Annotated in this window: 16 protein-coding genes, 1 tRNA gene and 1 pseudogene; 10 read left to right on the top strand and 8 right to left on the bottom strand. The window is 70.1% G+C overall.

Annotation, left to right across the window (positions count from 1 at the left end; translation table 11 throughout):
• Positions 1 to 25: 25 nt before the first annotated feature.
• Both BLS56_RS00085 and BLS56_RS00080 read right to left on the bottom strand, forming a co-directional pair.
• Positions 26 to 394, bottom strand: a complete 369-nt coding sequence (locus BLS56_RS00085; protein ID WP_175482577.1) for a cupin domain-containing protein — start codon at positions 392 to 394, stop codon at positions 26 to 28.
• Between the two features lie 287 nt (positions 395 to 681).
• Positions 682 to 1,878 carry an MFS transporter gene (locus BLS56_RS00080; RefSeq protein ID WP_228771244.1) on the bottom strand — a complete coding sequence of 399 codons (1,197 nt, stop codon included), beginning with the start codon at positions 1,876 to 1,878 and terminating at the stop codon, positions 682 to 684.
• Positions 1,879 to 2,079: 201 nt separating this feature from the next.
• Here BLS56_RS00080 and BLS56_RS00075 point away from each other — a divergent pair, with 201 nt between their 5' ends.
• Positions 2,080 to 2,937, top strand: coding sequence for a class-II aminoacyl-tRNA synthetase family protein (locus BLS56_RS00075; RefSeq protein WP_091446753.1), 858 nt, complete (start codon positions 2,080 to 2,082; stop codon positions 2,935 to 2,937).
• Positions 2,938 to 2,985: 48 nt separating this feature from the next.
• Here the strand turns inward: BLS56_RS00075 and BLS56_RS00070 are convergent, their stop codons facing one another.
• Positions 2,986 to 3,795 carry an ABC transporter ATP-binding protein gene (locus tag BLS56_RS00070; RefSeq protein WP_091446751.1) on the bottom strand — a complete coding sequence of 270 codons (810 nt, stop codon included), beginning with the start codon at positions 3,793 to 3,795 and terminating at the stop codon, positions 2,986 to 2,988.
• Positions 3,796 to 3,797: 2 nt separating this feature from the next.
• Entirely contained in the window at positions 3,798 to 5,591 is a 1,794-nt protein-coding gene (gene leuA, locus BLS56_RS00065) for a 2-isopropylmalate synthase (protein ID WP_091446748.1), read from the bottom strand.
• Positions 5,592 to 5,775: 184 nt separating this feature from the next.
• Here leuA and BLS56_RS00060 point away from each other — a divergent pair, with 184 nt between their 5' ends.
• The 4 genes from BLS56_RS00060 to BLS56_RS00045 all read left to right on the top strand — a co-directional run bounded on the left by BLS56_RS00060 (position 5,776) and on the right by BLS56_RS00045 (position 8,671).
• A complete protein-coding gene (locus BLS56_RS00060) occupies positions 5,776 to 6,465 on the top strand; it encodes a FadR/GntR family transcriptional regulator (protein WP_091446745.1) in 690 nt (229 codons plus the stop codon).
• Positions 6,466 to 6,495: 30 nt separating this feature from the next.
• A complete protein-coding gene (locus BLS56_RS00055; RefSeq protein ID WP_091446735.1) occupies positions 6,496 to 7,260 on the top strand; it encodes a thioesterase II family protein in 765 nt (254 codons plus the stop codon).
• A 203-nt stretch (positions 7,261 to 7,463) separates the two neighbouring features.
• A complete protein-coding gene (locus BLS56_RS00050; protein WP_407640465.1) occupies positions 7,464 to 8,462 on the top strand; it encodes a YncE family protein in 999 nt (332 codons plus the stop codon).
• Positions 8,459 to 8,671: a DUF5703 family protein gene (locus BLS56_RS00045; protein ID WP_091446731.1), complete on the top strand. Its 213-nt coding sequence runs from the start codon at positions 8,459 to 8,461 to the stop codon at positions 8,669 to 8,671. Before BLS56_RS00050 ends, BLS56_RS00045 begins: the two co-directional genes overlap by 4 nt.
• On the opposite strand, the gene BLS56_RS00040 is transcribed toward BLS56_RS00045, so the two are convergent.
• From BLS56_RS00040 to BLS56_RS00030, 3 genes are all read right to left on the bottom strand, one after another.
• Complete coding sequence (locus tag BLS56_RS00040) at positions 8,664 to 9,149, bottom strand: DUF2231 domain-containing protein (RefSeq protein WP_091446730.1); 486 nt, start codon at positions 9,147 to 9,149, stop codon at positions 8,664 to 8,666. The two genes, BLS56_RS00045 and BLS56_RS00040, sit on opposite strands and share 8 nt — an antisense overlap.
• A gap of 61 nt (positions 9,150 to 9,210) precedes the next feature.
• On the bottom strand, positions 9,211 to 10,104 hold the full coding sequence (locus BLS56_RS00035) for an alpha/beta fold hydrolase (RefSeq protein WP_324187483.1): 894 nt from the start codon (positions 10,102 to 10,104) through the stop codon (positions 9,211 to 9,213).
• A gap of 36 nt (positions 10,105 to 10,140) precedes the next feature.
• On the bottom strand, positions 10,141 to 11,487 hold the full coding sequence (locus BLS56_RS00030) for a M20/M25/M40 family metallo-hydrolase (protein WP_228771243.1): 1,347 nt from the start codon (positions 11,485 to 11,487) through the stop codon (positions 10,141 to 10,143).
• Between the two features lie 99 nt (positions 11,488 to 11,586).
• Here BLS56_RS00030 and BLS56_RS00025 point away from each other — a divergent pair.
• Positions 11,587 to 11,670 (top strand) — tRNA-Leu (locus BLS56_RS00025).
• Here BLS56_RS00025 and BLS56_RS00020 read toward each other — a convergent pair.
• The gene (locus tag BLS56_RS00020) at positions 11,652 to 12,425 is read right to left on the bottom strand and encodes a zinc ribbon domain-containing protein (protein ID WP_139190439.1); all 774 of its coding nucleotides are present in this window, start codon (positions 12,423 to 12,425) and stop codon (positions 11,652 to 11,654) included. The genes BLS56_RS00025 and BLS56_RS00020 overlap by 19 nt on opposite strands.
• Positions 12,426 to 12,559: 134 nt before the next feature.
• Here BLS56_RS00020 and BLS56_RS00015 point away from each other — a divergent pair, with 134 nt between their 5' ends.
• The 4 genes and pseudogenes from BLS56_RS00015 to BLS56_RS00005 form a co-directional block, all read left to right on the top strand.
• Positions 12,560 to 13,558: an IS30 family transposase gene (locus BLS56_RS00015; protein WP_091446728.1), complete on the top strand. Its 999-nt coding sequence runs from the start codon at positions 12,560 to 12,562 to the stop codon at positions 13,556 to 13,558.
• Between the two features lie 64 nt (positions 13,559 to 13,622).
• Entirely contained in the window at positions 13,623 to 14,816 is a 1,194-nt protein-coding gene (locus BLS56_RS00010; RefSeq protein WP_324187482.1) for an alpha/beta fold hydrolase, read from the top strand.
• A complete protein-coding gene (locus tag BLS56_RS32855; RefSeq protein WP_324187481.1) occupies positions 14,698 to 15,111 on the top strand; it encodes an alpha/beta hydrolase in 414 nt (137 codons plus the stop codon). The genes BLS56_RS00010 and BLS56_RS32855 overlap by 119 nt, the downstream gene beginning before the upstream one ends.
• A 71-nt stretch (positions 15,112 to 15,182) precedes the next feature.
• Positions 15,183 to 15,408, top strand: a pseudogene (locus BLS56_RS00005) (IS630 family transposase); the annotation flags it as partial.

Below are 15,408 nucleotides of genomic sequence, written 5' to 3'. Positions count from 1 at the left end.
GCGTCAGTGTTTCCCGCGGCGCGCCTTAGTCGTACTTCATCGAGGATGGGATTATCGAGCCGGGCGCGAGGTCGAGTCGCGGCGGCGCGGAGAACTCCAGCAAGACCGCCCCCTGCTCCCCGACGAAAGTGGCCGTGTGCCGCTGGCGCGCCGGGATGTAGGCCACGTCACCGGCGTTGAGTTCGTACTCGGTTCCATCGCACACAAAGCGAATCGATCCCTCGATGACCACGACCCACTGCTCGTTCTCGTGCCAGTGCTGCGGAAGGCCGAGGTCTCCGGACTGGTCGGCGACCACTTTCAGGCAGGACATCTCCTGACCGAAGGCGAAGCGCCGCGACAGCGCGATCCCCTCAGCCTTCAGCTCCTCGTGCTCATCCCAGTTAATCTTCACAAGGCTCTCCTTGCTGACGCGCGAATATTCGACGCATAGGTTCGATGACTCGGAGTCTTTTCGGCGCGGCCCCAGTCGCGCAAACCCCCATAACCCGACACTAGCGCACCAGCGGGGCGGCATCAATGACAATTCTGAATGTTAAACCTGGAGCTTGCTCCATAGGTGATTCTCAAAACAGCGGAAACCGTGCGAAAAGGACAGCGGGAGCGACCGCGGCGAACGCGTCCGCCCTGGCAGGGGCGCCACGCCCGGTCTCGAAGTGCCCAAGGCCTGCCTTGCCGGACCTAGTGGGTGTTGCCCACGCCTGCCTCGACCGGCTCCGGCGGCGGGGCGGTCGAGGCCAGGACGCGGTCGGGGAGTCGGGTCGCCATGAGGACGGGGAAGACGAAGAGCGCGACCAGGGCGTAGAACGCCCACCGCAGGCCGCTGGAGTCGGCGAGCCAGCCGAACGCGGGGGCGCACAGCCCGCCCGCCGCCATGGCCAGTCCCAGCGTGAGCCCGCTCGCCGTGCCCGGACGGTTGGGCAGGTAGTCCTGGGCGAGGGTGACCTGCGCGGCGAACGGCAGGAACATCGAGGCGCCGAACAGCAGGGCGCTCAGCACCAGCACCGGGAACGTCGGCGCCCACGCGATTCCCACCAGCGCGGGAAACGCCACCAGGTAGCCCAGGCGCACCGAGGTCATCCGGCCGTGCCGGTCGCCGATCCAGCCGCCGAGCAGAGTCCCGACGGCCCCTGCCGCGGTGTAGCAGGTGAGCACGGCCGCGCCCGCCGCCGCGGACTGGCCCAGATCGCGCTGCGCGTGCAGGGACACCAGCGAGGTCACCGTGACGAACGGGATGGACCACCCGATGATGACCGCCACCAGGCGGGCGAAGGAACGCCAGTCGTCGGCCCGGCCCGCGCCGCCCGCGGCCCGCAGCGCGGCCCCGGTGAGCAGCGGAGGCACCGGGGTGTGGCCGCGCCTGCGCATCCACGGTCCTTTGAGGACCCACAGGACGCCCATGACCAGCGCGGGAACCGCCAGCAGATAGCTCCCGGAGAACCCGACCGACCCGATCACCAGTGTGACCAGCGACGGCGCGAGGGAACCGCCGATCGTCCCGCCCACGGCGAACACGCTCATGGCCTTCTGCGACGAGCCGCCCGCGGCGCGGGCCTGGCTCGTCGCGGGCGGGTGGTAGGCGGCGATCCCGATTCCCGCCAGCGCGACGCACAGCCAGGTGACCATGTAGCTGTCGGACAGTCCCGCGGCCACCACACCCAGGGCGGCGGCGCTGAAGCCGACCGGCACCAGCCAGGTCCGCGGCTTGCGGTCGGACAGCACGCCGAACAGCGGCTGGAACAGACTCGAGACCCCGCTCGCGGCGAAGGCCAGGCCGGAGACCGCCACGTAGCTGTAGTGCCGCTCGACCATGAGGAACGGGAGCATCGCGGGGATCGCGCCCTGGTACAGGTCGTTGACCAGGTGCGTGCCGGTCAAGAAGCCCAGTTGACCCTTTTTCATCCGAACGCCCGCCCCCGTCTGCCGAAGCTGCTCGCACCAGAAATTTATCAGGTACTCAGGTCCTCTGAGGTGTTACCTTAGCAGCGTCAGTCTGATCTCAAACGTGTTTTGTGCCAACGGTTTCGCGGCCTGGTCCACACCGCACCCGACGGGACCTTGACGCTAAGGAGCGTTCTGATGAGGATCACGACAGGTGTCCAGGTTTCAGCGGGACTGGCCACCCTGGAACAGGAGCCGACGCGGCTCGCCGAGGCGCTGGACCGCGTCTGCGCGCGCTGGGCCGCGAACGCCGGAGCCACCGCGCTGACCCTGTCCCCGCTGCTGCCGGTCGCCGACCTCGCCACGCTGGACGTCTACCGGAACTTCCCGCAACTCGCGCTCGTCGCCTCGGCCCTGGACGTGCCAGCCGCCGGGGCCGCGCGGATCGAGCAGGACGCCGCGGCTGGCGGCTTCCGTCCCGACTCGCTGCGCGCCGCGGGTCTCGCGCTGCCCTCCAGCGCCTGCTACGGGGTGTATCTCCACTACCGCGGCAGGCAGGTGTCCCAGCACGGCGAACTGGTGACCGTGCTGGGACAGTGCTTTCGCGAGGAGGACCACTTCGACGGCCTCCGCCGCCTCAAGGCGTTCCGGATGCGCGAGGTCGTGGCACTGGGGACTCCCGAGCAGGCCGCGGCCCACCTCGACCGCTCCGCGGTGTTCCTGGACCTCTTGGCGGACGCGATCGGTCTGCCCCTGCGGCGCCGCGTCGCCACCGACCCGTTCTACGACCAGTCCGGCGACCGCGCGACCTTCCAGCAGGTCATCCCGGTCAAGCACGAGTACACCTACAAGGACATGGCCGTGGCCTCGGTGAACGCGCACTTCGGCTTCTTCGGCGACCGGTGCTCGATCACGCTGCCCGACGGCGACGCGGTGGCCACCAGCTGCGTCGGCTTCGGCGTCGAGCGGTGGCTGCACGCGCTGGCCGACCACTTCGACTCGGACTGGGCCCGGGCGCGGGACGCCGTCGAGAAGGCGGAGGCAATCCTGGGCTGAGCGAGGTGGTGCGCGCCCGGCGGGGCGCGCACCACCTCGGCCCCACGGTCAGCCGACGCGCGACCGGTCGGGGCCACCCGCCCGCACACTCCAGCGCCCGTCGGCGCGGACGATGCGGATCGGGTGGTCGAAGCATTTGCTGACCTGGTCGCTGGTCAAGACCTCGTCGGCGGGACCGGCGGCCAGGCAGCACCCGTCGCGCAGCAGCATGACGTGCGTCGTGCCGGGCGGAAGCTCCTCCAGGTGGTGGGTGACCAGGACGGAGGCGAGATCCGGGTAGGTGCGCTGGAGAATGTCGATCCGCTCCAGGAACTGCTCGCGGCCCGCGACGTCCAGACCGGTCGCGGGCTCGTCGAGCAGCAGCAGGCGCGGACTTGGCATGAGCGCCCGCGCGATCAGCGCCCGGCCCCGCTCCCCCTGCGACAGGGTCGGCCACCGGGCGTCGCGCCGGTCGCTCAGGCCGAGCAGACCGATGAGCCGCTCCGCCAAGGCGACCTGCTCAGCGGTCGGCCCCCACCGGGGCACCCATTCCGCGGTGTTGGTCAACCCGGTCAAGACCACCTGCCACACCGTCAGCGGCGAGCGCGGGGCGTGCTTCGGGTCGACGTGGCCGACGTGGGAGCGCAACTCGCGCATGTCCACTCGGCCCAGCCGGTGGCCCAGCACCTCCACCGTGCCCCGGGTGGGGTGGGCGAACGCCCCGAGAAGGCTGAGCAGGGTGCTCTTGCCCGCGCCGTTGGCGCCGAGCAGCGCCCAGTGCTCGCCTGCCCGGACGGTCAGCGACACCTCGCGCAGGATCGGGTTGCCTTCTCGGACGAGGTCCACGTTCTCCACGTGGAGCACCGGAGTCGAGTTCACGGTCAGGCCGCCCCGGCGCGGTTGACCGCGGCCATGACGGCGTTGACGGACGCGGTGAGGACAGAGGTGTCCCAACCCGATCCCCAGCGCAGGAGGCCGTTCACCCGGCACTCGGCGTAGGCGACGGCGTGGCTGCCCAGTCCGACGCCGGTGGCGTGCTCGGTGAAGCCGAGGATGTCCACCGCGATCCCGACGGCGCGCAGCGCGTCGGTGAGAGCGGCCAGCGGGCCGTTCCCGACGCCTTCGCAGGAACGCTCCTGTTCCCCGACGCGCAGGATGCAGGTGAACCGGTGCTCGCCTGGTTCGGTTTCCGCTGTGGTCCAGGACGCCAGCGTGACCGCGCCGTCCTCGGCCGGGGCGATGTAGGTGGTGCGGAACAGTTCCCACAGGTCCTTGTCGGACAGTTCCAGCCCGGTGGCGTCGGTGACCTGCTGCACCACGCGCGAGACGTCCGGGCGCATCGCCTGCGGCAGGTCCAGGCCGTGGTGGGTGTGCAGCAGGTGGGCGACGCCGCCCTTGCCGGACTGGGAGTTGATCCGGATGACCTCTTCGTACGTGCGGCCGATGTCGGCCGGATCGATGGGCAGGTACGGCACCGCCCACGGCGCCTCCCCCGCGGGCACGCCCATCTCGGCGGCCCGCTTGGCGTGGTGGGCCATGCCCTTGGCGATGGCGTCCTGGTGGGTGCCGGAGAAGGCCGTGTGCACCAGGCTGCCGCCGTAGGGGTGCCGCTGGTGGACCGGCAGCCGGTTGCAGTGCTCGACCACGTCGCGCACGGCGTCGAGGTCGGAGAAGTCGATCATCGGGTTGACCCCCTGCGCGTACAGGTTCAGCGCCAGGGTGACCAGGTCGACGTTGCCGGTCCGCTCGCCGTTGCCGAACAGGCAGCCCTCGACGCGCTGCGCCCCGGCCAGGACGGCGAGTTCCGCGCAGGCGACCCCGGTGCCGCGGTCGTTGTGCGGGTGCACCGAGAGGATCACCGAGTCGCGGCGGGCCAGGTGCCGGTCCATGTACTCGATCTGGTCGGCGTAGACGTTGGGGGTGGCGATCTCCACCGTCGCGGGCAGGTTGTGGATCACCGGCCGGTCGGGGCTGGCGTCCCACAGCTCGGTCAGGCTGTCGCACACCTCCAGGACGAAGTCCGGCTCGGTCAGGTTGAAGACCTCCGGGGAGAACTGGAAGCGGATGTCGGCGCCGGACCGCTCCTCGGCGCGCCGCACCAGGTAAGCGGCGGCGGCGTGGATCAACTCGTGGACTTCGGCGCGGGAACGGCCGAGGACGACGTCGCGCCAAGTGGGCGCGGTGGCGGTGTAGAGGTGGACGACGACGCGGGGAAGCCCCTCGATCGAGGCGATGGTCCGGTCGATCAGGTCGTCGCGGGCGGCGGTGAAGACCACGACGGTCACGTCGTCGGGCACCGCGCCGCTGCGCGCCAGGTGGCGCACGAAGTCGAAGTCGGTCTGGCTGGCGGAGGGGTAGCCGACCTCGATTTCCTTGTACCCCATGGTGACCAGGAGGCCGAACAGCCTGCGCTTGCGTTCGGTGTCCATCGGCTCGGCCAGCGCCTGGTTGCCGTCGCGCAGGTCGACCGGCACCCACAGCGGAGCCCGCTCCAGCGTGCGCGAAGGCCAGGTCCGGTCCGTCAGCGGCAGCGCGACCTTGGCGTGGGCAGGCTGGTAGCGGTGGTGCGGCATCGCGCTCGGGCGCTGCGGGTTCCAGGCAGGCGAGCCCGGCGGAAGGTCGCCGGAGGGCGTGCGCAGGGTGGGGAAGGTCGTGGTCTCGAAGGAGGAAACCATGGAGGAAGAGACTCTTTCACTCGGCCATTCGACGGTGACCGGCGCAGCCCGACACCCGCTGCGGGGAGCCGGTCGCGTCAGGCCCCGCAGCGGCGGTGAAGGAGAAGAAGCTCGCGTGGCGGCATACCGGTACAGTAACCACAATCAAACTCCACAGACAACCTGAGAAGTTGGAGGCACGCCCATGGCTTTAGGCGCCTTGCGGCCATCCCCGCTGGTAGAGCAGGCCACCGAGCACCTTCGCGAACAGATCACCAGCGGCGTGTGGGGCATCGGGACGAAGCTGCCCGGCGAGACGTCGCTGGCCAAGTCCCTCGGGGTGGGCCGCTCCACGGTCCGCGAGGCGCTGCGCGCGCTGGCGGGCGCGGGCCTCGTGCAGGCGCGCCAGGGCGCGGGCGTGTTCGTCACCGCGACCCAGCCCGAGCAGGACTGGTCCACCCAGCTCCGCCAGGCGGCCATCACCGACGTCTACGAAGTCCGCATGCTGGTGGAAGTCGAGGCCGCGCAGCTGGCCGCCCGACGCCGCACCGACGACGACCTCGTCACCCTCAACGCGGTCCTGGCCAAGCGCCGCGACGCCGCGAACGGAACCAACGCCGAGTTCGTCGAGGCCGACACCGTCCTGCACGCCGCCGTGGTCGCCGCGGCGCACAACCCCGTGCTCACCGGCTTGTTCACCGAGTTCCTCCCCGTCCTGCAGCGCGGACTGATCGACCTGGTGGAACTGCTCGACCTGCGCTCAGCCGACCCCAACCACGGCGACGACGGCCACGCCCGGCTCGTCGACGCCATCGCCAGAGGGGACACCGAGGCCGCGGGCGGCACCCTGCGGGAAGAACTGGAGCAGACCCTTGCCCGCCTCCACGCCCTGTGATCGGCCCCGTCTGACCAGAAAGCGGTAGCCGTGCTCGACGCCGAACCGTGGATACGGCGGTTTCCCGCGAGGGTCTCCCCCACCACGGCGTGGACAGTGCTGTTCTTCCCGCACTCGGGCGCTTCCGCGGGTTCCTACCAGCGCCTCGCCGGACACCTGTCCGACACGGCCGCCACCGCGTGCGTCCACTACCCGGGCCGAGCGGAACGCCGAGCCGAGCCCCTGTTCACCGACCTGCACTTACTCGCCGACGATGTGGCCGACGCCTTCACGCGCGCGCGTGCGGAGGGGCCCGTGCTCTTGTTCGGACACAGCATGGGCGCGGCGCTCGCCTACGAGGTCGTCACGAGAACAGCCGACCAGCGGCAGGTCATCCTGGCGGTCTCCGGGCACCCCGCCCCGTGCAGGCTCAGACTCCCCGACCTGAGCACCCCCGCGGCGGCGGCCGAACTGATCAGATCACTGGGCGGCGGCGACACCGACCTGCTGGACCACCCGTTCCTGCGCCAGGTGTTCCTGCCGGTCATCCAGGCCGACCTCGTGGCGCACAGCCGCTACCGACCGAAACCCGGATCGACGGTCCACTGCCCCACGATCGCCCTCATGGGAACCACCGACCCCCTCACGACCGAACCCGACATGCGCGCGTGGGAGCACCACACAACCGCGGACCTGCGACTGCACACCTTGCCGGGCGGCCACTTCTTCACCGACCAGCACACCACAAAGGTGGCAGAAATCCTCCGCTCGGCGATGTCCCCCGGTCTCGTGAGAACGCCACCCGACGACCTTTAGGCGCGCAGGCCTCGAACTCGTGAGTCCCGTCGAACACAGAACGGGCGAGCGCTATGCCTTCCATACCAACGCGATCGGCCAGTGGCGAACGGTCTCCTTGAGCGATCTGGGACACGCCGCGGCGGCCGGACGTGGCCTGACGGGACGCGGTGCGGGATGCTGGGAAGAAGTCCGTTGTCGCCATCGCTGTCGGAGGTTCGCTGGTGCGTCGCTTGGTCACCGCCGTGGTTGTCGTCGCCACGCTCACGGCGGCGTGCTCGTCCAGCGGGCAGCCCGAGGACGAGCTGATGGTGTCGGACAACCCGATCGCCGCGACGGCCGCTCGTTCGCCCGTGCCGACTGTCGCTCCCGCGGGGACCGTAGTTCCGCTCGACGCGCCGGTGGCCGCGGCCGTGATCGATGAGAAGACCCGGGTCCTCGCCGTCGCCGTGGCCGCGGAACTGCGGCTTTACGACCTCGACGCGCTCGACCGGGCGCCGCGGACCGTCGCCCTGCCCGGGCCTGCCGAGACGCTGGCGCTCGCGGGGGCGGGGGGGCCGGTGCTCGCGGCGGTGCCGAGCAGCGGCGTGGTGCGGGTGAGCCTGCCGGACGCGGTCGCCACCGAGGCCGCGGTGCCCGGACAGGCGGCGGGCGCGGCCGACCACCAGGGCGCCACGCTGGTCGCGGTGCGTGAGCGCAAGGGGGTCGCCGTGCTCGACGGCGACCAGGTCCAGCGGGTCATCTCCGGCGGCCTGCTCAGCGCCGACCAGGTGTTCAGCGCCGGTTCCGGCGCGGTGGTCCTCGACCGGCTGCGCAACGCGGTGTTCCAACTCGACATGGGCAAGGGCGCCGTCGGCCAGGGCCTGCGCGCGGGCCAGGGCGCCACCAACGGCACGGTCGACCGCCACGGCCGCGTCCTGGTGACCGACACCCGCGGCGGCGCGCTGCTCGCGTTCTCCCTTGACCCGCTGCTGATGCGGCAGCGCTACCCGGTCCCGGGGGCGCCGTACGGCATCGCCTACGACCCGCGCCGCGACCTGGCCTGGGTCACGCTGACCGAGACGAACGAGGTCGTCGGCTTCCACGTCGCGGGTGAGGAGCCCCAGGAGCGGTACCGGTTCCCGACCGTCGGGCAGCCGAACTCGGTGGCCGTGGACCCGGCCAGCGGGCGCGTGGTGGTCGCGTCCGCCAGTGGAGGAGGTGTGCAGGTGGTGCAGCCATGAGTGACGGGGTGATCGACGGCGAGTGGGAGTACCGGCCGCTGCGGCTGCCTCCGGGCGTGTCGCGGCTGACAGCGGCCACACAACTGGCGATCCACGCCGAGTTCAGCGGGTGGGAGCTGTCCAACGTGCGCCTCTACGCCGACGGCACACGCAAGGTGTGGCTTCGGCGCAAGCGGCGCAAGAACCCGCTGCCCGGGCTTATCACCTAGCAGGCAGGTTCTCGATCCCCTCCCACACGGCGCGGGAGCCCGCGTCGCCGACGCGGAACACGTGCACGCCCGAGGCGACGCCCAGCCCGATGCTGGCCACGGCCGCCAGCACGAGCGCGATCTTCGTCCAGCTCGGCGACTCGCCACCGCGGGCGGCGAGCGTGTGCACCACCATGAGCGCGGTGACCGCGAGGAACAGCGGCAGCACGAACCAGATGAGCTGCTCGCCAAGCTGCTGGTGAGTGGCGATCTGCGGGTTCTCCGGCAGCCTGCGGGCGAGCGCGTTGCCGCTGCTGGTCGTGATCGGGGTGAGAACCACACTCGCCGCCGCGAAGGCCACCACCAGCCAGCCGAACCGCCGCCGCGCGGCTGGCCAGACCGCGATGACCACCGCGCCCAGCACCGTCAGCGGCACCAGGACCACGACCGCGTGCAGCACCAGGGCGTGCAGTGGCAGACCGTCGACGAACTCGGGCATGTGAAGACCTCCAGGCGAGTGTTGGCGTCACCCGTGGTTACGCGTCCATTCGGCGGATGGTTCAGCGGCGCAGGGCGGCGTGCGCAAGTCCTACCAGCCGGGGCAGGACCTGCGCGACACCTTCCAGCGGAAGCATGTGCCCCAGGCCGGGCAGCACCACGGCCGTCCCGTCCTGCACCGCGCCCGCCAGGGCCGCGGCGTGCGAGGCGGGCACCAGCCGGTCGCGGTCGCCGACCATCGCCACGACCGGTGTGTCGGCGGCCACGGCGAGCGCGGCCTCCCGGTCGTAGCGGTCCAGGCCGGGCCGGAACAGCGCCACGGTGTCCGGCCAGTGCGCGGAGACCATGTCCGCCACCAGCCGGACGTCGTCGGGATCGGGGTCGTCGCCGAGCAGCAGCCACCGCAACCCGACCGAGGTGGCCTTGTCGATCCGCTTGGCCACCCGGTCGACCACCAGGCCGTCCAGGCGGGGTCCGAGGATGGCCCGCAGGTCCTGCGCCACCCGGCCCACCGGGCTCGCCCACGCGGGCTCCGCGAGCCAGCTCGCCGCGGTCGACAGGAACGCCAGCCCGGCGACCCGCTCGGCGAACAGCGCCTGGTGGCGCACCGTCAGCGCCATCACGGCCAAGCCGCCCATGCCGTGCCCGGCCAGCACCACCCGGCCTCGCGGCACGACACCGGCGATCAGCTCGGCCAGGTCGTCGCCCAAGCGCTCCACGGTCGCGGTCGCCGCGTCGGCCGCGGTGGACGAGCCGTGCCCCCGGTGGTCGTAGGCCAGCACCTGCACCGGCCGCTCCACGGCGACCGGCAGCGTCTCCAGGACGCGGTGCCAGACCCGGTGGTCCTGCGCGTAGCTGTGCGACAGGACCACCGTCACGTCGGCGGCCGGGTCGCCCGCGCGCACGACCGTCAGCTCCGCCCCATCGGCAACGGCGAAGCGTTCGATCGTGGACACGGGCGGAATACTGACATGCCCGGGTGGACTGTCCACTCAGCAGTCACGCAGAAACCGGTCCAGCACTCGGGTCCCGAACTTCAGCGCGTCCACCGGCACCCGCTCGTCCACGCCGTGGAACAGCGCGCTGAAGTCCAGGTCGGCGGGCAGCCGCAGCGGGGCGAACCCGAAGCAGCGGATGCCCAGCGACTGCAGCGCCTTGGCGTCGGTCCCACCCGAAAGCATGTACGGCAGCGTCTTGGCGCCCGGGTCCTCCGCGACGATCGACGCGGTCATGGCGTCCACCAGGGCACCGTCGAAAGTGGTCTCGACCGGGGGCAGGTGGGTCACCCACTCCCGCTCGATGTCGGGCCCGAGCAGCTCGTCGATCTCCCGCTCGAAGGCGGCCTCGCGGCCGGGAAGCACCCGGCAGTCGACCACGGCCTCGGCCACCGAGGGGATCACGTTGGCCTTGTACCCGGCGTTGAGCATGGTCGGGTTCGCGGTGTCGCGCAGGGTCGCCCCCACCATCCGCGCCACGGCCCCCAGCTTGGCCACCGACCCGTCGAGGTCGTCCTCGTCGAACTCCATCCCGGTCATCTCGGTCACCGCGGCCAGGAACTCCCGCACGGAGTCGGTCATCACCAGCGGAAACCGGTGCGTCCCCAACCTGGCCACGGCCTGGGTCAGCTTCGTGACCGCGTTGTCCTCGTGCACCATCGACCCGTGCCCCGCGCGCCCCCGCGCCCGCAACCGCATCCAGGCGATGCCCTTCTCCGCGGTCTCGATCAGGTAGGCCCGCACCCCGTCCTTCACGGTGATGGAGAACCCGCCCACCTCGCTGATCGCCTCGGTCGCCCCCTCGAACAACTCCGGCCGGTTCTCCACCAGCCACTGCGACCCGTAGTCGCCCCCGGCCTCCTCGTCGGCGAAGAAGGCGAAGATCACATCCCGCGGCGGCACCACCCCGTCCCGCTTGAACCGCCGCGCGGTGGCCAACGTCATGGCCACCATGTCCTTCATGTCGACCGCCCCGCGCCCCCACACGTAGTCGTCCTGCACAGCCCCCGAGAACGGATGAACCGACCACTCGGCGGGATCGGCGGGCACCACATCCAGATGCCCATGCACCAACAACGCCCCCCGGCTCGGATCCGCCCCCGCCAACCGGGCGAAGACATTGCCCCGCCCCCTGCCCCCGGACTCCACGTAGGTGGTCTCGTACCCCACCTCCGCCAGCTTCCCGGCCACGTACTCAGCCGCCACCCGCTCCCCGACCACGGTCGCAGGATCCCCGGTGTTCGTGGTGTCGATGCGGATCAACTCACTGGTCAGCGCGACGGCCTCTTCCTCGGCCAACCTGGTGTCATGGGGCACGGACGCTGCGCTCTGCTGCTCGGTCACACCGCTTTCCTACCACTGCCACCCCACCACCACAGCCCCGATTTGGGAGTAGCTGAGGGCATCGGATAAGGTATGTCCACACCACGCGGGAGACCGCGAGTCCGGGTGGCGGAATGGCAGACGCGCTAGCTTGAGGTGCTAGTGCCCTTAACGGGCGTGGGGGTTCAAGTCCCCCCTCGGACACCGGCATTATCCTTACTAAAAGGGCGGATGGTCACATCGACCGTCCGCTCTTCTGCCGTGTAGACCGTCTCCAGGTTTACGGCCTCGTAGAAGTCCCATAGGTCAGCCGCCTCTGCCCGGCTCAACCCGCCGGCCGACTCGCCGAGCTGGTCGATACGGGCTTCGATCTCCGCGTGCCCGGTGATCCGCCCGGCTGGCATCCTCGCCAACTCCTCCGTGGCGGCGTCGATCTCCTGCTTCGCGCTGTTGATCCGCTCCACCAGCGCATCGAAGTCCACCCCACGCTCTGCGAGGTTGAGCAGATTCCGAAGTCGTGCCTCAGCATCGGCCTTGCGCACCTTGATCCCCTCGACGCGAGCCTCTTCGGTCGGCGACTCGGCCACGCCGAGCAGTTGCCGCACAGTGCGCCCTCGATTCCGCCGATCGAACAGCCCAGCAAGCCACTGGTTGACCCCGTCGAGAACCTTGATCTCCGGGAGGTAGACGTCGGTCGGGTGCCCATTGAGCGCGGGCGACCCAGGCACGATGGTGCGCGCCGCGCATCGGTAGTAGATCCGCTTTTGGCGCGGACTACCCTCCATTTGACGCTTGCAGTAGCCGCACCGAACCCGCCTGCGGAGCGCGTAGACGTGTTTGGTCGTCTTCTTCCGCCCGCGCTCCAATTTCCGCCGCGCCGCCAGCCCGCCAGCCGCGCGTGTCCGGCGCATGAGGGCGATTTCGGTTAACGCGGTAGTGGACGGCGACGGTGCGCCCACCGACGTCTATTCCGATCGGTACAGAAGTCGATTTCTCTTGACCATGCCTCAAGGACACCTTGGGCTCAACTGGTCAATGCGACGCTGTGGGATGATCTTGGGGGACTGATCGGAGTGTCGCCCTGTGGCGTTGAATGTGTCGTTGTCGTCGGGGTGAGCGGGAGACGATTTCGCGGGAGTTGGCCGCTGGTCGGTCGCATCGTGGGATCGCGTTGTTGGTGGGCAGACATCACTCGGTGATCTCTCGGGAGATCGCCCGCAACGGTGGCAACCAGAAATACCGCGCGGTGATCGCTGACCGGCGGGCCAGGCGGATGCGGACCCGGCCGAAGGAACGAAAACTGGAACGGGCGGGCCGGGTCCGGGACTATGTGATGGAGAGGCTGGCCTTGCGGTGGTCGCCGGGTCAGATCGCGACCCGCCTGCGCGCCGATCACCCCGACGACGAGGAGATGTGTATCTCGCACGAGGCGATCTACCAGACCCTGTTCGTCCAGGGCCGGGGCCAGTTGCGGGCCCTGTTGTACCGGGCGTTGCGGTCGGGGCGGGCCAAGCGGGTCTCACCAGCGAAAAGGGTCCCGGCGCACGACCGGATCGCGGGCATGGTCTCGATCAGCGAACGCCCGAAGGAGGCCGACGATCGGGCGGTGCCCGGGTTCTGGGAAGGCGACCTCATCCTCGGCTCCGCCTGCAAATCCCAGATCCTGACCCTGGTGGAACGCCAGACCCGGTTCGTCATGCTCATCCGAGTCCCGCACGACCGCTCCACCGACCGGGTCGCGACCCTGTTGTCGTTGAAGATGCGGACCCTCCCAGCGTTTCTGAAGAACTCGTTGACCTGGGATCGGGGGACCGAGATGGGCGAACACGCGAGGTTCACCACGGCCTCCGGGATGCCGGTCTACTTCTGCGACCCGCACTCACCCTGGCAGCGCGGATCCAACGAGAACACCAACGGGTTGCTGCGCCAGTACTTCCCGAAAGGCACCGACCTGTCGGTGCACTCCCAAGCCCACCTCGACGAGGTCGCCCGCGAGCTCAACGGGCGCCCCCGCATGACCCTGGACTGGGCCACCCCCACCGAAAAACTCAACCAACTCCTGATCAACCACGGTGTCGCAACGATCACTTGAGACCAAGCACGGCTTCTACTCGGGTGTTGGGCGGGCGCATGTCCCGTCCACGGAGAGGGAAACCATGCGCAGAGCGTTGACCACCGTTGTCGTCGCGGCCGCGGCCGCGACGGCACTCGCACCACCGGTGCTCGCGGAACCGTCGTTGCGATGGGGCTACTGCGAAGGGCTGGACGTTCCCGGCCTGCAGTGCACCACCGTGGACGTTCCGCTCGACCACCGGAACCCGGACGGGCCGCAGATCGAGATCGCGCTGTTCAAGCTGGCGAGCAAAAATCCCGAGCAGCGCCGGGGCGTGCTGCTGACCAATCCCGGCGGGCCGGGCGGAGCCGGGCTGGACTTCCCCGTCGGCCTCGGGCTGCCGCAGAGCGTGCTCGACACCTACGACATCATCGGGTTCGACCCGCGTGGTGTCGGCCGCAGCACGCCGGTGACCTGCGACCTGACGCCGGAGCAGCAGAGCCGCGGCAACATCCCGTCCTACGCGCACAACGCGGTCGACGTGCTGGAGCAGGCGAAGAACGCGAAGGCCGTCGCCGAGCAGTGCGCCAAGTCCGAGACCGCGCACCTGCTCCAGTTCATCTCGACCGCGGCCACCGCGCGGGACATAGACCTGATCCGCGGGAAGCTGGGCGAGGACAAGCTTTCGTTCCTCGGTTACTCGTACGGCACGCATCTCGGCGCGGTCTACACCACGTTGTTCCCCGAGCGCAGCGACCGGATCGTGCTCGACAGCAACCTGGTCCCGGCCGGACTGGACCGCGAGGCCAGCCGCCTGTTCGGCCTTGGCATGGAAGAGCGGTTCCCAGACTTCGCCGCGTTCGCCGCCTCGCATCCCGAGTACGGCCTCGGCGCCACCCCGGAGGCGGTGACCGCGAAGTTCCACGAGCTGTCCGACCGCTTGGACCAGAAGCCGGTGGACGGCATCGACGGCTCGACGTTCCGGTTGCTGACCTTCGGCGGGCTCTACCGCGACAACCGGATGCCCCGCTTGGCCGAGACGTGGCGGGCGCTCGACACGAACCAGCCGCTGCCGCCCACCGCGACCGAAGCGGCGGCGCAGGATGTGGACAACCTCGTGTCCAGCCACCTCTGTGCTCTGCAACGACAACCGCTGGCCGCGGTCCATCGGCCCCTACGTGCACGACACCGCTGTGGACCGGGAGCGCTTCCCGCTGTTCGGTGGGGCCGGGGCCAACATCCGCCCGTGTGCGTTCTGGTCGACCGAACCGGCCGAGCCCCCCGTTCGCGTCGGTGACCGCGGGCCGTCGAACGTGTTGCTGTCGCAGAACACCAATGACCCGGGCACCCCGCTGGCCGGCGCCGAGAAGATGCACCGCGCCCTCGGTGACCGGTCCCGGATGGTCACCACCGAGCAGGGTGGCCACGGTGCCTACCTGCTCGGCGCGAACCAGTGCCTGAACGACGCGGTCACGACCTATCTGACCACGGGCGAGCGCCCGGCGGAGGACCTCGTCTGCTCGTCGACCCCGCGGCGGCCCGCCGACCACCAGGTCAGCGGGCGACTCCGGGCTAGTGGCTCGTCTCGATAGGTTGACCCGGTAATTGATCTTGGTGGTGGTGGGTCAGGCTGTCTCCCGTAAATCGAGTGTGGGAGGTGGTTGTGGCTCGTCGGCCCGAGGTGTTCGTGCGGTCGTTGTCGATGGAGGAGGGCCGCAAGCTTCAGCGGGTGACCAGGACCAGCAAGGATCCGATCCGGTTGCGGCGGGCGATCGTGGTGATGATGTCCGGCCAGGGCCGGGCGGTGCGGGACATCACGTCGTTGTTGCAGGTCAGCGCGGAGTATGTGCGGGATGTGATCCACGCGTTCAACGAGCGGGGGTTCGACG

This window comes from Actinokineospora iranica (genome assembly GCF_900101685.1).
Taxonomy (GTDB): Bacteria; Actinomycetota; Actinomycetes; order Mycobacteriales; family Pseudonocardiaceae; genus Actinokineospora; species Actinokineospora iranica.
The sequence above is the reverse complement of the archived record's forward strand: the minus strand, read 5'-3'. Positions and strand labels throughout refer to the sequence as shown.

Coding starts and splice junctions, on each gene's coding strand:
- BLS56_RS00075 (WP_091446753.1), top strand. CDS start 2,080: ATGAGGATCACGACAGGTGTCCAGGTTTCAGCGGGACTGGCCACCCTG.
- leuA (WP_091446748.1), bottom strand. CDS start 5,591: ATGGTTTCCTCCTTCGAGACCACGACCTTCCCCACCCTGCGCACGCCC.
- BLS56_RS00060 (WP_091446745.1), top strand. CDS start 5,776: ATGGCTTTAGGCGCCTTGCGGCCATCCCCGCTGGTAGAGCAGGCCACC.
- BLS56_RS00045 (WP_091446731.1), top strand. CDS start 8,459: ATGAGTGACGGGGTGATCGACGGCGAGTGGGAGTACCGGCCGCTGCGG.
- BLS56_RS00040 (WP_091446730.1), bottom strand. CDS start 9,149: ATGCCCGAGTTCGTCGACGGTCTGCCACTGCACGCCCTGGTGCTGCAC.
- BLS56_RS00015 (WP_091446728.1), top strand. CDS start 12,560: ATGTGTCGTTGTCGTCGGGGTGAGCGGGAGACGATTTCGCGGGAGTTG.
- BLS56_RS00010 (WP_324187482.1), top strand. CDS start 13,623: ATGCGCAGAGCGTTGACCACCGTTGTCGTCGCGGCCGCGGCCGCGACG.